10 protein-coding genes are annotated in these 15,601 nt (G+C 42.2%); 5 read left to right on the forward strand and 5 right to left on the reverse strand.

The features are described 5' to 3' along the window. Positions 1–531: 531 nt before the first annotated feature. The 3 genes from degS to zapG all read right to left on the reverse strand — a co-directional run bounded on the left by degS (position 532) and on the right by zapG (position 3,975). On the reverse strand, positions 532–1,596 hold the full coding sequence (degS, locus tag O7C57_RS03605; protein ID WP_154622912.1) for an outer membrane-stress sensor serine endopeptidase DegS: 1,065 nt from the start codon (positions 1,594–1,596) through the stop codon (positions 532–534). Positions 1,597–1,717: 121 nt separating this feature from the next. Continuing rightward, positions 1,718–3,112 carry a Do family serine endopeptidase gene (locus tag O7C57_RS03610; protein ID WP_167520937.1) on the reverse strand — a complete coding sequence of 465 codons (1,395 nt, stop codon included), beginning with the start codon at positions 3,110–3,112 and terminating at the stop codon, positions 1,718–1,720. Between the two features lie 458 nt (positions 3,113–3,570). Then, a complete protein-coding gene (gene zapG, locus O7C57_RS03615) occupies positions 3,571–3,975 on the reverse strand; it encodes a Z-ring associated protein ZapG (protein WP_154622910.1) in 405 nt (134 codons plus the stop codon). A 345-nt stretch (positions 3,976–4,320) separates the two neighbouring features. Between zapG and zapE the strand changes: the two genes are divergently transcribed. The 5 genes from zapE to sspB all read left to right on the forward strand — a co-directional run bounded on the left by zapE (position 4,321) and on the right by sspB (position 9,008). Then, positions 4,321–5,454: a cell division protein ZapE gene (zapE, locus tag O7C57_RS03620; RefSeq protein ID WP_163862997.1), complete on the forward strand. Its 1,134-nt coding sequence runs from the start codon at positions 4,321–4,323 to the stop codon at positions 5,452–5,454. A gap of 268 nt (positions 5,455–5,722) precedes the next feature. Then, positions 5,723–6,151 carry a 50S ribosomal protein L13 gene (rplM, locus tag O7C57_RS03625; protein WP_004925433.1) on the forward strand — a complete coding sequence of 143 codons (429 nt, stop codon included), beginning with the start codon at positions 5,723–5,725 and terminating at the stop codon, positions 6,149–6,151. Positions 6,152–6,166: 15 nt separating this feature from the next. Next, on the forward strand, positions 6,167–6,559 hold the full coding sequence (gene rpsI / locus O7C57_RS03630; protein ID WP_004258235.1) for a 30S ribosomal protein S9: 393 nt from the start codon (positions 6,167–6,169) through the stop codon (positions 6,557–6,559). Positions 6,560–7,866: 1,307 nt separating this feature from the next. Next, a complete protein-coding gene (sspA, locus tag O7C57_RS03635; RefSeq protein WP_154621896.1) occupies positions 7,867–8,508 on the forward strand; it encodes a stringent starvation protein SspA in 642 nt (213 codons plus the stop codon). An 8-nt stretch (positions 8,509–8,516) separates the two neighbouring features. After that, on the forward strand, positions 8,517–9,008 hold the full coding sequence (sspB, locus tag O7C57_RS03640) for a ClpXP protease specificity-enhancing factor (RefSeq protein ID WP_251465242.1): 492 nt from the start codon (positions 8,517–8,519) through the stop codon (positions 9,006–9,008). A gap of 69 nt (positions 9,009–9,077) precedes the next feature. Here the strand turns inward: sspB and O7C57_RS03645 are convergent, their stop codons facing one another. Together O7C57_RS03645 and gltB are read right to left on the reverse strand one after the other, a co-directional pair. Then, entirely contained in the window at positions 9,078–10,493 is a 1,416-nt protein-coding gene (locus O7C57_RS03645) for an FAD-dependent oxidoreductase (RefSeq protein ID WP_269723632.1), read from the reverse strand. 10 nt (positions 10,494–10,503) lie between these two features. After that, on the reverse strand, positions 10,504–14,967 hold the full coding sequence (gene gltB / locus O7C57_RS03650) for a glutamate synthase large subunit (protein ID WP_269723633.1): 4,464 nt from the start codon (positions 14,965–14,967) through the stop codon (positions 10,504–10,506). Positions 14,968–15,601: the final 634 nt, after the last annotated feature.

Raw genomic sequence — 15,601 nt, forward strand, 5'->3', positions numbered from 1 at the left:
TTTAGTCTATTTAAGTCTTCTATTTTAAATCGCATTATTTTATTTTTAGACGAGAGTTTATTAAATATCGAATTTTAGAGTTCATTGATTAATAGTGAAATCAGACATGTAGCAATGTGTCTTATTAAACTGATATAAGAACGTTAGTCATGCGCTAATACTCGTAGCGTTTAAAAGGAAAAGAAATATTGGCAATACTCTGTATGAGTCACATCGGATATCATTTTTGGCTCAGCGATAAGGCTAATGATCGGCTATCCGAGCAGAAAAGCGTAATACGTCAATTGGCTAAAGTGTGTTGAACTGAAAAAGGCTATTTAAAGATAAAAGTGACTACGCATTTTCTGAAGGGAGAAAATAGGTAATGAGATAATGAAAATTGACATCTACCGATAAATTAAAAATAAGGCAATAAATATATATCACCCAGTAATCACACTAACGTTAAAATAACCGTAAATGGTAACGGCCTATTTTATACGGGGCTGAAACCTAGTTTTATGGCGTGAATTAGCGTAAAGGACCCCTTTGCTAGCCAGCTTGACCTTCAGGAATTTCTTCAATAATAACATCCACATCCTTTACTTCACCATCACGTAAAATTTTTACGGGTACTTTACTGCCAGGGCGAATTTCTGCGACTAAATCCATTGTTTCTGCGGCGGAAACGGCGGGTTTATTATCTACCGATAAAATAATGTCGCCTTGAAGAATCCCCGATTTCGCCGCAGGGCCGTTAGCTGCAACTTGGAATACACGTAGCCCTTTGATTTGGTCAATATTGTTATTGTTAGTTCTAATCTGTGGTAGTTCACGTGCCGTGATCCCAATATAACCACGGATCACACGGCCATCACGGATTAATTTTTCCATTATTTTTGTCGCTAGGGCGGTAGGAATAGCAAAACTTAAACCTTCTGAACTGATCCCTTGGCCCGCACTGAAGGAGAGGGTATTAATACCGACTAATTCCCCTTCTGTATTAATTAAGGCTCCCCCTGAGTTACCTGAATTAATAGAAGCATCCGTTTGTAGAAAGTTTTGACGTCGGGTGGAGCTTAAGCCAACTCGGCCCGTTGCACTGATAATTCCCTGAGTCACTGTTTGCCCTATGTTGTATGGGTTACCAATGGCAAGGACGACATCTCCAACATGGGTGACACGCAATTTATTAATAGGAATGACAGGAAGGTTTTCGGCATCTATTTTGAGTACCGCTAAATCCGTTAATGTATCGGAGCCGACTAATAGAGCATCAAAGATTGAACCATCCTGTAAGGCAACTAGAATTTGATCTGGATTATCAACAACATGTTTATTGGTAATGATATAACCGTTGGCGCTCATAATCACGCCTGAACCCAGTGATTTTAATTCACGGCCTGATTGAGAAAAACTCCCTTTAGAGCTGCTATACACATAAACGACAGCCGGTGCGGCTTTCCGGACGGCTTTATTATAACTGATAGGTTCGTTATCTATTTTACCATAAAGCAAATCAGCTAACCCTTGAGGGCGTAGGGAAGGCACCGCAACAATAAGGATCATCGCGGTTATTAGACCTAGCATTGCTGCCCAGAGAAGCTTTTTCACCATAAGATATCGAGTATTCAACTTGTTGATGTTAGTACAGGGAGATTGAGCATAACATAAAAAAACAGGCACAGCAGTTTGTACTGTACCTGTTTTGATCTTTTACAACAATTTTGTGTTGTGATTAATTTTTCATGAGCAGATAGAGTGTCTCACCACCACGTAAGACTTTCATTGCCAGTACTGGCGGTTTTGCATCAATCACTTTACGGAACTGTTCAATACTTTCAACACGAACGTCGTTCACGCCAAAAATTAAGTCACCTTTAACTAAGCCAACCGCGGCAGCAGGTGATTTTGGTGCGACATTATCAACTTGTACACCTTTAGTGTTGCTAACGGTTGCGTTAGATAGTGTGGCGCCAAGTAATGATTCGCTCAGTTTTTCCGCTTTAGTCGCTTCGCCTTCATTGTTTTCTAAAACAACTTTAACATCCATTGGCTTGCCTGAACGGATCAGACCAATCGTGATTTCTTTACCGATCTGGCTGGTACCAATTTTAGCTCTCAGCTCAGCAAAGCTGTTAATACGCTTACCATCGACAGAGACTAAGACGTCACCTGATTTAATGCCAGCTTTAGCCGCGGAAGACTTAGGCAGAACTTCGCTCACGAATGCACCACGTTGAGCATCAATATTAAAGGCTTTTGCAATATCCGAATTCATTTCGGTACCTTTAATACCTAAAATCCCACGTTTCACCTCGCCGTGCTTAATGAGTTGTTCACTGAGGTTTTTAGCCATATTACTTGGGATTGCGAAACCAATACCAATGTTACCGCCACCCGGTGCTAAAATTGCGGTATTAATACCGATCAGTTCACCATTTAGGTTCACTAAGGCACCACCGGAGTTACCACGGTTGATAGAGGCATCTGTTTGGATAAAGTTTTCTAGACCTTCAAGATTTAAGCCGCTACGTCCAAGTGCTGAAATGATCCCTGAAGTTGCAGTCTGTCCTAGACCAAATGGGTTACCTACGGCAACGGCAAAGTCACCGACGCGTAATTTATCGGAATCGGCCATGCTAACGGCAGTGAGATTTTTAATGTCTTTTGCATTGGTGATTTTTAATAATGCGATATCTGTCTGTGCATCTTTACCGATCAGCTTAACATCGAGCTCACGACCATCATTAAGTTGGATTTGAATTTTATCTGCACCATCAATCACGTGATTATTGGTTAAAATATAACCCTGCGCAGCATCAATGATTACACCAGAACCTAACCCTTCAAATGGTCTAACACTTTGCTGTTGTGAAGGGATGTTCGGGCCAAAGAAGAATTTTAATTCTTCTGGGATTTGTTGGTTTTGAACACGTGTACCAGAAACATGAATGTTGACGACAGCAGGGAGCACTTTTTCAAGCATTGGTGCTAAGCTTGGCATATTTTGGCTCTGTGCCGTGGCTGGTAATGTTGCAGGTAAAGCCGCACTGCTAATCGAAGGTAAAATTGACAGGGATAACCCTAGGCTCATTGCGACCGCAGTGAGAAAGAAATTTTTTCTTTTCATCATTCCGTAGATTCTCTCAAGAATAAAATTTATCAGGTAGCAGCAATGCTGCACTCATCACGATATTTTTCTCATATCAGATTTGATTTTACTGATAGCTATGACTATGGATTATGCGCAAAAGTTCATACAACAGGTAGCAAATATCCACTCTTTTACATCTATTTACATGGATTGTAGATGAAATAGAACTTCTATACAGTTTTGAAATAAAAAGAAATACTTTAAATAAGACGATCTTTTGTCGTGTTGTATTTAACTGACTAGTTAGCAGCAGTAAACTCGCCAGTGCTAACCAAACAAAAAAGGATATGTGGTATTCACCAGTAAATGATTTTACTGGTGAATAAGTTAGCTATATTTCGTGTGATAGAGCAATTGAAGGTGTCGAACCACCTTCAAGACTCATTATTTTTCTTCATTCTGATTCACGAACCATTTAGATGATATATGAATAATTACTTTTCTTTTTCATCTAAAGGGCGGAACAGGCCAGAAGCACCATCTGAATAATCTCTCGGTGGCATTTTTACTGGCGCCTGATCATTATCAGCTTCTGATTCCGTTAAGCGATAATTGAACGGATTATCTTGAGCGGGCATATCTGGCATTAACTCTGAGGAGCTTTGTGCCATATGTTGATATAGCTGACGATAATCACGAGCCATTTTATCAAGTAACTCTGCACTGCGAGCAAAATGGCTGACGAGCTCCTTACGGTACTCTTCTAGCTCAGTGTTTTTCTTGTCTAATTCAGCTTGTGCTGTCTTTTGTTGGCGAAGTTTTGGGTTACCATAACGGACGACTAAGGCGCCGATAATGAAACCGATAACTAGTCCAATTAGTGCATACTCCCAGGTCATGCTGACTCCTTCGTTTACTTCACTGTTCGCAGAAATTAAGCTTATCCATCTATTACTATACTCTAAATCATTCGAGGTGCAGCGAGGCGACAAGTGAATAAGTCGCTAAGAGTATAGATAATGCTATGACGAGTCTGAATAAATGTCGTCAATAACGCTGCAACTTGAAGTATAACGAGTAAATTCCGGTTAATCACTAAAGAGTGGAATACTAAGACGAAATTCCTTACTCCTCTAACATTCGTTAACTAGACGTTAAATAATAAATGAATCTGGTTATAATAAGGGCAGTGTATACCATATAACGGTAAAAAAACCGAAAATTTTTCAAGGATTATTCAGTTAATGTCACCGATAACCCCGATTATGCGTTATCAACAGGCTCTTGCTGAAGGTAACTATCAGCCTGATGACGTACAAAGACGTGCAGTAGAGCGTCTAAATGAAATTTATCAGCAGTTGATCTCGACATCCTCTTTAAATGAACACAATGAGAAGCCTTCAGGCCTAAAAATGCGTTTAGGGCGCTTATTGGGCAAAAAACACACCTCAACGATCGAGCCTGTAAAAGGACTATACATGTGGGGTGGCGTGGGGCGAGGAAAAACCTGGCTGATGGATATGTTCTATGAAAGCTTGCCAGGAAATAGAAAACTCCGTTTGCACTTTCATCGCTTTATGAAAAAGGTCCAAGACGACCTGATGGCTTTACAAGGTCAAGAAAACCCATTGGATATTATTGCTGATGAATTTAAAAAGCAGACAGATGTCCTGTGTTTTGATGAGTTCTTTGTGTCTGATATTACTGATGCAATGATTTTAGGCACTTTACTGGAAGGCTTATTTGCTCGAGGCATCACCCTAATTGCAACATCCAATATTATCCCAGATGACCTATATCGCAACGGTTTACAACGTGCGAGGTTTTTACCCGCGATAGAGCAGATTAAAAAGTATTGTGAAATTATGAACGTGGATGCTGGGGTTGATTATCGACTAAGAACATTAACTCAAGCCCATCTTTTCTTATCGCCGATTAATGATGAAAGTCGTCAACATCTCAATGAGGTTTTTAACAAACTGGCTGGGAAAAAAGGCGAACAGCAACCGATCTTGGAAGTTAATCATCGTAAAATGCAAGCGATAAACGCCGCAGAAGGGGTGCTGGCAATTAGCTTTAAAGCGTTGTGCGAGGAGCCTCGTAGTCAAAATGATTATATTTATCTCGCCAATTGTTATCACACCGTACTTTTGTATGATGTGCCTGCTTTGGACGGTAAACAAGAGAGTGCGGCGCGGCGTTTTTTAGCGTTAGTGGATGAGTTTTATGAACGAAAAGTGAAGTTAATCATTAATGCGCAAGTGCCTATGGCATCGCTCTATCAAGGTACTTTGCTCACATTTGAATATCAGCGTTGCTTATCTCGTTTACAAGAAATGCAAAGTGAAGAGTATTTGAAGATGCCACATTTGGCTTAAGTTTCATTGGTAGTTTTTGTACAAAAAAACATCTAATATAGACAAGAAGAAAAAAAAGTGTTTTTGGGGTCGATTTTTATTGCTGACTTCTCTATAATCTTGCGACCCCACGTTACAGCGATGTTTTTTATTTCCCAAGAAATATCGCATTAATGCCGGCTAGGCTGCTCGAAGGGGTGGGTTTGCTGGACAAGAGTCGTGTGAACCTCACAAAGCTTATGAACATGAGTGTTCACCAACGTGTAACTTCAATATTGGGTAAGTTTTAATGAAAACTTTTACAGCTAAACCAGAGACCGTAAAACGCGACTGGTACGTTGTTGATGCAGATGGCAAAACTTTAGGTCGTCTTGCAACTGAATTGGCTCGCCGTCTGCGCGGTAAGCATAAAGCGGAATATACTCCGCACGTGGATACTGGTGATTACATCATCGTTCTGAATGCAGAAAAAATTGCTGTTACCGGCAATAAACGCGAAGACAAAATCTACTATCGCCACACTGGTCATGTAGGTGGAATTAAGCAAGCGACTTTCGAAGAAATGATTGCTCGCAGTCCTGAGCGTGTGATTGAAATCGCGGTTAAAGGCATGTTGCCAAAAGGGCCTCTGGGTCGTGCAATGTACCGTAAACTGAAAGTTTACGCAGGTAACGAGCACAACCACGCGGCACAACAACCGCAAGTTCTTGACATTTAATCGGGATTATAGGCAATGGCTGAAAATCAATACTACGGCACTGGTCGCCGCAAAAGCTCTTCCGCTCGTGTCTTCATTAAGCCAGGTAGCGGTAACATCACAATCAATCAGCGTACACTGGAACAGTACTTTGGTCGCGAAACTGCGCGCATGGTCGTTCGTCAGCCGCTAGAGTTGGTTGAAATGTTGGAAAAACTGGATCTGTACATCACTGTAAAAGGTGGCGGTATTTCAGGTCAGGCAGGCGCAATCCGTCACGGTATCACCCGTGCACTGATGGCTTATGATGAGACTCTTCGTTCTGATCTGCGTAAAGCTGGTTTCGTTACCCGTGATGCGCGTTCTGTTGAACGTAAGAAAGTTGGTCTACGTAAAGCACGTCGTCGTCCACAGTTCTCCAAACGTTAATTTATTGCCCTTTGGGCATAAAATTGATGAAAAAACCCGTCTTTATGGCGGGTTTTTTATTGGGCGCAATATATTGTTTGATGTTTATTGATGAGATGCGAGCGGTTTCTTTTATCTGAATTCGCCCTATGGCGCGTGCTGGAAAAGATAAATATCATTGAATTTAATATATTAGTGATAGACTTCAAATTGAATTTTTATTGGAAAATCAATGCACATAATATTTGTGTATTATTATTTGAATAATATACCCAAGTACTCAATGAGTTGTGTTCGAAAACAGGAAATAACCTAGGCTGAACTTCTTTGATATGCAAATTAATAGTATCTAGGTGGCAAGACAAATCGAATGGGTAAAAGCGTTCTTTTTTAAGACATATTATTGTTCATGTTGGCTTTCGTATTGTAAGGTGGGCCAATAAAAATGATCAAAATAAAACTGATTCATTTAATAACGGATTTTTGATGCTGAGATAGCATTAAGTTGATTGCGCTAGTGTAAGAGGTTTTGTCATTGATTTACCTGCCGGTTTAAGTAACTCGTGCCAGACGAGATTTCTATTATTCGAGTGAATCAAGCAGTTCAATCTTCATTAATGTTTATGCAGCGAAAGTGCGCAATACAGAGCCGTCAGCGGGGATAAAAATTTTTGTGGGTATGCGAACGGGTTGCATCATAGGGTTATTACTTGAGAATTCAGAATCGCACCACAAATCATTCGTCTATTGAGGGAAAAACAATCGAAACTGACAGTTTAAACGCCATTTTAAAGTGGAATAGTGTTCGCCTTCCAAGCTTCCCTAAATTAAGCTTTTAGAAACGTTTGTATATTGAATCACTAAGTTGGTCGTTTTATTTGCCATCTTACTTATTTCATGTTCGACTATACAAAATAGATATAACTTACCTTACCAGCATTTTTCTTTATGAGTAGGCGTTAGTTGAGGATTTTTAGGCTGACATTTTTTATTTAAAAAAACATTTTTTAGAGTTAGCTCTAAGGTTTTTTAACTAGTTTTACATGTATTATTGAATTGATATTCTAATTTTTTGTCTTTTATCTACTTTAAACTACATTTAGTTATGATTTTCTCATCTACGTCCCCCTAAGTTGTACAAAATCTGCTAGAATATGCGACTGCTTTTTATTTTCTTATTTCTCGCTGCACTACAGCGAGAGGGTTGTGCTGACTTTCTATATGGATAAATGAGAGCTTTGGCACAGGGGATTGTAAAATGGGCGGGCTCGTAATTATTCAAAAACTTATTACAGTTTAGTTCATTTTTATTCAACTTGGAGGTTTTAATGGCTGTCGCTCCTAACAAACGTTCGGTAATGACATTATTTTCAGGCCCAACCGACATTTTTAGTCATCAAGTTCGTATCGTTTTGGCTGAAAAAGGGGTTAGCGTTGAGATTGAGCATGTCGAACCTGGTCATCTGCCTCAAGATCTGATCGATCTAAACCCATATCAGAGTGTACCTACTCTTGTTGACCGTGATCTGACCCTATATGACCCACATATTATCATGGAATACTTAGATGAGCGTTTTCCTCATCCTCCTCTCATGCCTGTTTATCCAGTTGCTCGTGGTACAAGTCGCCAACTGATGCACCGCATTGAAAAAGACTGGTATTCTCTGATGTACAAAATTGAAAAGGGAACGGCACAGGAAGCGGATAACGCACGTCGTCAGTTAGCAGAAGAGCTGATTGCGGTATCACCTGTTTTTGCTGAAATGCCTTTCTTTATGAGTGAAGAATTCAGCTTGGTTGATTGCTACTTAGCCCCGCTGTTGTGGCGTTTACCTGTACTAGGTATCGAACTCAAACCATCAAGCAGCAAACATCTGCAAATGTACATGCAACGTGTTTTTGAACGTGATGCATTCTTAGCTTCACTGACTGAGTTAGAACGCGAAATGCGTCTTTCGGCACGAGGCTAAGTGGCATGATGGAAATGGCGCCAATGACACCGAGACGCCCTTATCTATTACGTGCGCATTACGAGTGGCTGCTTGATAATGATATGACGCCCCATTTGGTTGTGGATGTCACTGTGCCAAATATCAATGTGCCAATGGAATTTGCTCGCGATGGGCAAATTGTATTGAATATAGCACCGCGCGCAGTAGGTAACTTTGAGATTACGAATGATGAAGTACGCTTCAGTGCGCGCTTTGGTGGTGTACCTCGTCAAGTATATGTGCCAATGGCCGCGATTATCGCAATCTACTCCCGTGAAAATGGCGCTGGGATGATGTTTGAACCGGAAGCCGCCTATGAAGAACAGTTATCAGCTGATCTTGAAGGGATTGAAGAAAACCCTGCGGATAACATCACGTTGGTCCATGAATCAGACCCAACAAGTGAGCACTCGTCATCTTCAGATGATGAGCCTACGCCACCCCCTAAAGGTAGGCCATCACTCAGAGTCATTAAGTAATTCGTAAAGTATATCGATCAAAAAACAGAGGGTTTCCCCTCTGTTTTTATTTTGCGATCTGTTCGCTGATTAAACGCCCATAAAGCATAAGATACCATCTGCCGCTTTGCGCCCTTCAGCAATTGCCGTCACCACTAAATCAGAACCGCGAACAATATCTCCCCCAGCAAAAATTTTGGGGTTTGATGTTTGGTAAGCTAACAGCTCATCACTGCTTGCAATGATCCGCCCCTGAGCGTCTAGCTGCACATTATGCTCTGCTAGCCAAGGCATGGCATGTGGGCGGAAGCCGAATGCCGTGATCACCGCATCCGCTTGTAATAAGTGTTCAGAACCCTCTATAACCTCTGCTTGAGCGCGTCCATTTCTAGCCTCACTCATCTGTGTTCTGACTACTTTGACTCCACACACATTGCCTTTCTGATCGACTTCAATACTCACCGGTTGTAAATTGAATAAAAATTCAGCCCCTTCTTCTCGAGCATTTTTCACTTCTCGTGGTGAACCAGGCATACTTGCTTCATCGCGACGATAAGTACAAATCACCTTTTTCGCGCCTTGTCGAATAGCGGTACGCACACAATCCATTGCGGTATCACCGCCACCGAGGACGACAACCTGTTTGTTTTTAAGGTTGACATAAGGTGCATCGGCTGGGTTTTCAAAGCCCATTAATTGGCGAGTGTTGGCAATAAGGTAAGGTAAAGCATCATACACTCCCTTTGCATTCTCATTGGCGAGTTGTCCTTTGGTGGACTGATAAGTTCCTGTACCAATGAATACGGCGTCATATTCAGCAAGTAAATGATTTAATGGCAGGTCTTTACCAATCTCGGTATTGAGTTTGAATTCAATCCCCATTGAGGTAAAGATCTCTCGACGGCGGGTCATAATTTCTTTTTCGAGTTTGAAAGCCGGAATACCGAAGGTCAGTAACCCACCAATTTCAGGATGGCGATCGTACACGGTCGCTTGTACGCCATTGCGAGCTAACACATCGGCACAGGCTAGACCAGCAGGTCCAGCTCCAATAATAGCAACGCGTTTATTCACAGGGACAACATGAGAAAGGTCAGGACGCCAGCCCATTGCAAAGGCGGTATCGTTAATATAACGCTCAATATTACCGATAGTGACAGCGCCAAAGTCATCATTTAAGGTACAGGCACCTTCACATAAACGATCTTGAGGGCACACTCTACCACAAACCTCAGGCAAACTATTGGTTTGATGAGATAGCTCTGCGGCCTCGATAATACGTCCTTCATTGGCAAGCTTGAGCCAATTGGGGATATAGTTATGCACCGGACATTTCCATTCACAGTAAGGATTACCGCATGAAAGGCATCGATCTGCCTGTGTCTGAGCTTGGATCGCGCTAAAAGGCTCGTAGATTTCTACAAATTCAATTTTACGTACATTTAACGTTTTTTTAGGCGGATCAACACGTTGTAAGTCGATAAATTGATAAACATTCTGGCTCATTTTTCTCTCCTTACTGTGCTTGGACGCGTAATTCAGCCGCAGAACGGCTACGGTGGCCTAAGAGTGCATTGATATCGCTTGATTTGGGTTTGACCAAAGTAAAGTGGCAAACCCAATTTTCCCAATCCGCGAGAATGGCTTCACCGCGCGCTGATTGCGTCAAACGGACATGTTCAGTAATTAATCCACGCAGATGTTCAGCGTGAATTGGGTAATCATTGACTGACAGTAGTTCCACCATCTCATTGTTGACCCGGCGTGAGAAGTGAGATTCTTCATCAAGCACATAAGCAAAGCCCCCCGTCATACCTGCACCAAAGTTGATCCCCGTACTGCCAAGGACACACACTATCCCACCTGTCATATATTCGCAGCCATTATCACCAATTCCCTCAATAATCGCCGTTGCGCCTGAGTTACGGACCGCGAAACGCTCACCCGCAAGGCCTGCTGCATAGAGTTTACCGCCTGTTGCACCATATAAACAGGTGTTACCAGCAATAGTGGTTTTATGGGTCGCAAATGAAGAGCCCACTGGTGGACGGATAGCGATAACGCCTCCTGTCATCCCTTTACCAACATAGTCATTGGCATCACCCGTTAAAATTAATTCCACTCCACCTGCATTCCAGACACCAAAGCTTTGCCCAGCCGTTCCTGTAAAATAGAGCTGTAATGGTGTGGCTGCGAAGCCTTGATCACCGAAGCGACGAGCAATTTCACCAGACAAGGCGGCACCAATTGAACGGTCGGTATTCATGATGTCATAGAAAAAGGTTTTCGATTGCTTCTGAGCCAAATAAGGTTCTGCATCTTGTAAAATGCGTTGATTCAGTAAGCCTTCATCAAATGGAGGATTAGTTTCTGTACAAAAAACGGCTTTCTCTGGCTGCGGTTCGCTCGTTTCTAACAAACTTTGCAGATTAACTCGGTTTTGTTTAGCGGTCGTTCCTTCAATAATCTCGAGTAAATCGGTACGACCAATGAGATCGGTGAGTTTAGTGACGCCTAATGCCGCCATCAGTTCACGCGTTTCTCTGGCAATAAATCGAAAGTAATTGATAACACGTTCTGGTAAACCATGGTAATGATGTTGTCTTAATGTTTCATCTTGTGTTGCAACACCCGTTGCACAGTTATTGAGATGGCATATGCGTAGATATTTGCACCCAAGGGCAACCATTGGGCCGGTACCAAAGCCAAAGCTTTCAGCACCTAGTATTGCCGCTTTGATGATGTCTAGGCCTGTTTTGAGACCGCCGTCCGTTTGTAAACGAATTTTATGGCGCAAACCATTGGCGACAAGTGCTTGTTGAGTTTCAACAAGGCCTAATTCCCATGGGCATCCCGCGTACTTCACTGAGCTAATAGGGCTAGCACCTGTGCCTCCATCATATCCCGCAATGGTAATTAAATCGGCATAGGCTTTTGCAACACCGGTTGCGATAGTACCAACACCGGGTTCTGAAACCAATTTAACGGAAATCAAAGCATGTGGGTTAACTTGTTTAAGGTCAAAAATCAGTTGTGCCAAATCTTCAATCGAATAAATATCGTGATGTGGTGGTGGGGAGATCAGTGTAACGCCCGGCACGGAATAGCGTAAACGTGCGATATATGGCGTGACTTTATCTCCGGGGAGCTGGCCGCCTTCACCCGGCTTAGCCCCTTGAGCGACCTTGATCTGGATAACATCAGCATTGACCAAATACGCAGGCGTTACACCGAAACGTCCTGAGGCAACTTGTTTTATTCGAGAACGTTTTTGTGTGCCATAACGCGCAGGATCTTCACCTCCTTCGCCAGAGTTTGAAAAACCGCCCAATGTATTCATCGCAATCGCGAGGGCTTCATGGGCTTCTGGGCTCAATGCACCGATCGACATGGCGGCAGTATCAAAGCGAGAAAATAGTGCTTCTTCAGGTTCAACATCGGCTAAGGAAATGGCTTTATTTGTCAATTTTAATGCTAACAAATCACGAAACGTCGCCGTAGGGCGATTGTTCACGAGCTGAGCATATTTTTGGTAATCATCATAATTGCCGCTGTGCACTGCATTTTGCAGGGTTTTGACAACATCTGGGTTGTAGGCATGATATTCCCCATTATGCATATATTTGAGCAAGCCACCTTGTTCTATCGGTAGACGGGGTAACCATGCTTTACGAGATAAATTAAATAGATCTAACTCAAAGTCACTAAAATTAGCCCCGCTGACGCGGCTAACGACACCCTCGAAACACAGTTGAGTCACTTCTTCATGTAAGCCCACAGCTTCAAATAATTTCGCGCAACGGTATGAGGCGATTGTCGAAATACCCATTTTCGACATAATTTTATATAACCCTTTATTGATGCCGTTACGATAATTCAATAACACTTTGCCAAGTGGTTTATCAAAAAGTTGGCTTTCAGACATAGCAGCCAGCGACTCGTAGGCTAAATAAGGATAAATCGCTGTCGCGCCAAAACCTAACAAAACGGCAAAGTGATGTGGATCTCTGGCACTTGCTGTTTCAATGATTAAGTTAGCATCACATCGTAAATTATTTTCGACTAAGCAGCGTTGGACCGCACCGACTGCCATCGCGGCAGGAATAGGGAGGCGCTCCGGAGAAATATTTCGATCAGAAAGTACGAGTAAAACAGCACCGTCGAGAATTTTTTGTTGGGCTTCTTGGCAAAGATTTTCAATAGCTTGTTTTAATGAGTGGGTTGACGATGCGTAAGTCATGTCGATAGTCTGTGTTTGATAATAGCGGCTATCTTGTTGACATAACTGTTGGAAATCAGAGTAGAGCAAAATAGGTGACTTGAAACTCAATCGATGAGCCTGCCCTTCAGCTTCGCAAAATACATTCATTTCTCGCCCAATACAGGTGGCGAGTGACATGACGTGAGCTTCCCTCAGCGGATCAATCGGTGGGTTTGTGACCTGTGCAAACATTTGACGGAAATAGTCATAGAGAATACGTGGTCGCTGTGACAATACCGCAAATGGAGTATCATCCCCCATTGAACCCGTCGCTTCTTGACCATTTTCACCAAGCACACGAATAACTTGTTCTAATTCTTCGCTCGTATAGGCAAATTGCTTTTGATAGGTTGCCAGCGTTTGATTATCCATTGAGCGCTGACCAACGGTATCTTGTTGTTGCTCCATCGCTTCAAAAGGAATTAAGCGAATCACATTTTTTTCAAGCCATTGCTTATAGGGGTGGCGGCTTTTTAAGTCGTTATCGGTCTCTGCACTCTGTAAGATGCGGCCTTCTTGAGTATCGATAAGCATTAATTCACCGGGGCCAACACGCCCTTTTTCAACGACTTCATCGGGTTGGTAATCCCAAATACCGACTTCCGATGCACAGGTGATCAATTTATCTTTAGTAATAACGTAGCGTGCTGGACGTAAGCCATTTCTATCAAGATTACAGGCAGCGTAGCGACCATCGGACATGACGAGTCCTGCTGGGCCATCCCAAGGTTCCATATGCATGGAGTTAAAATCAAAGAAGGCTTTAAGGTCTTCATCCATATCAGGATTATTTTGCCAAGCCGGAGGTACTAGTAAACGAATCGCCCGAATCAAATCCATCCCGCCATTGAGTAACAACTCCAGCATATTATCTAGGGAGCTAGAATCGGATCCTGTTTCATTAACAAAAGGTGCCGCTGACTGCAAATCAGGGATAAGGGGAGTTCGAAATTTATATGAACGTGCTCTAGCCCACTGGCGGTTACCCGTGATCGTATTTATTTCACCATTATGAGCCAAAAAGCGGAATGGTTGCGCTAATGGCCAGCGTGGTATCGTATTGGTTGAAAAACGCTGATGGAACAGGCAAATAGCGGATTCCATGCGTAAATCAGCAAGATCAGGGAAAAAGCGCGGTAAATCGGTGGCCATACATAGCCCTTTATAAACCGTCACAAGGTTAGAGAGGCTACAGATGTAAAAATCACTATCGGTAATACGTTTTTCGATACGACGACGGGCGATGAATAAACGTCTTTCGAGATCTCGAGGGCGCCAGCCTGCGGGCGCATTGATAAAGAGTTGTTCAATCTTAGGGAGACTTGCGAGGGCAATACTACCGAGAATTTCACGGTTAATAGGTACTTCACGCCAGCCAACAATCGCTAGAGTTTCATCTAAGATCTCTTCTTCAACAATACGCCGGCAGTCAGCGGCAATCGCGTCATCTTGACTTAAAAAGATCATACCAACAGCATAATTGCGTGCTAAGCGCCAACCCTGATCCTGTGCAACTAAATGAAAAAAACGGTCGGGTTTTTGCAATAGCAATCCACATCCATCGCCCGTTTTACCGTCGGCAAGGATCGCTCCACGATGCTGCATTCTTGCAAGTGCGTGGATTGCTGTTCTGACGATTTTATGGCTAGGCTCACCTTCAATATGAGCGATAAGGCCGAAGCCACAATTGTCTTTTTCTAATCTTTTATCGTACAGCATAGATTCTCCGTCGTCTTTCGTACTACAACGTTGTTACCTGCGTTTTGCTCCCTAGTCAGCTTGAACTGTGTCTAAGGATTCATTCTCCTATCGCCGAGTTGTAGTGTGAAATACAGGGAAGAAGAGTCCTGTAAAGACCATAACTACAACTGTTTTAGCGTACTTCTTTGCTCATTCATTACAAATATAATAAATTCAAATGGTTAGTTTCTATAAGCAGAACGAACTCATTGTTTTTAATTTACTCATTTATTATTTATTCATTATTTTTAGTGGCTAATCTTCTGCGCACACCAAATGACAGCGTCAGTAATTCGCTGTTTTCATTATTAATAAAAATAAACAGTGTATGAGGGTAATCGTTATGTATACGTCATCAGATGAGAGGGCGGACACGGTAAGGTTTTAAATTAGCGAGATTCTTTTTCTAGGTCAAATAGCGCGTAAATAACATTATTTGCGATATAAAATAATGTTATTTAATTGATTAAGAAGAAAAAAGTTACCAAAAATGCTTTTGTGACACAGGTCTTGTTTTTGTAAATGCTGTGATATACATCACTAATAAGTGCGCTTTTTGGTCGCAACTCTATCGGGTTTTACTTATTAGGTAATGATATATTTTTAATTTTTA

This window comes from Providencia sp. 21OH12SH02B-Prov (assembly GCF_027362595.1).
Lineage (GTDB): Bacteria > Pseudomonadota > Gammaproteobacteria > Enterobacterales > Enterobacteriaceae > Providencia > Providencia zhejiangensis.

What these genes read in the sequence shown, in the direction of transcription:
- zapE (WP_163862997.1), top strand. Translation starts at nt 4,321, where the DNA reads ATGTCACCGATAACCCCGATTATGCGTTATCAACAGGCTCTTGCTGAA.
- degS (WP_154622912.1), bottom strand. Translation starts at nt 1,596, where the DNA reads ATGGTGAAAAAGCTTCTCTGGGCAGCAATGCTAGGTCTAATAACCGCG.
- zapG (WP_154622910.1), bottom strand. Translation starts at nt 3,975, where the DNA reads ATGACCTGGGAGTATGCACTAATTGGACTAGTTATCGGTTTCATTATC.
- gltB (WP_269723633.1), bottom strand. Translation starts at nt 14,967, where the DNA reads ATGCTGTACGATAAAAGATTAGAAAAAGACAATTGTGGCTTCGGCCTT.
- rplM (WP_004925433.1), top strand. Translation starts at nt 5,723, where the DNA reads ATGAAAACTTTTACAGCTAAACCAGAGACCGTAAAACGCGACTGGTAC.
- O7C57_RS03610 (WP_167520937.1), bottom strand. Translation starts at nt 3,112, where the DNA reads ATGAAAAGAAAAAATTTCTTTCTCACTGCGGTCGCAATGAGCCTAGGG.
- rpsI (WP_004258235.1), top strand. Translation starts at nt 6,167, where the DNA reads ATGGCTGAAAATCAATACTACGGCACTGGTCGCCGCAAAAGCTCTTCC.
- O7C57_RS03645 (WP_269723632.1), bottom strand. Translation starts at nt 10,493, where the DNA reads ATGAGCCAGAATGTTTATCAATTTATCGACTTACAACGTGTTGATCCG.
- sspA (WP_154621896.1), top strand. Translation starts at nt 7,867, where the DNA reads ATGGCTGTCGCTCCTAACAAACGTTCGGTAATGACATTATTTTCAGGC.
- sspB (WP_251465242.1), top strand. Translation starts at nt 8,517, where the DNA reads ATGGAAATGGCGCCAATGACACCGAGACGCCCTTATCTATTACGTGCG.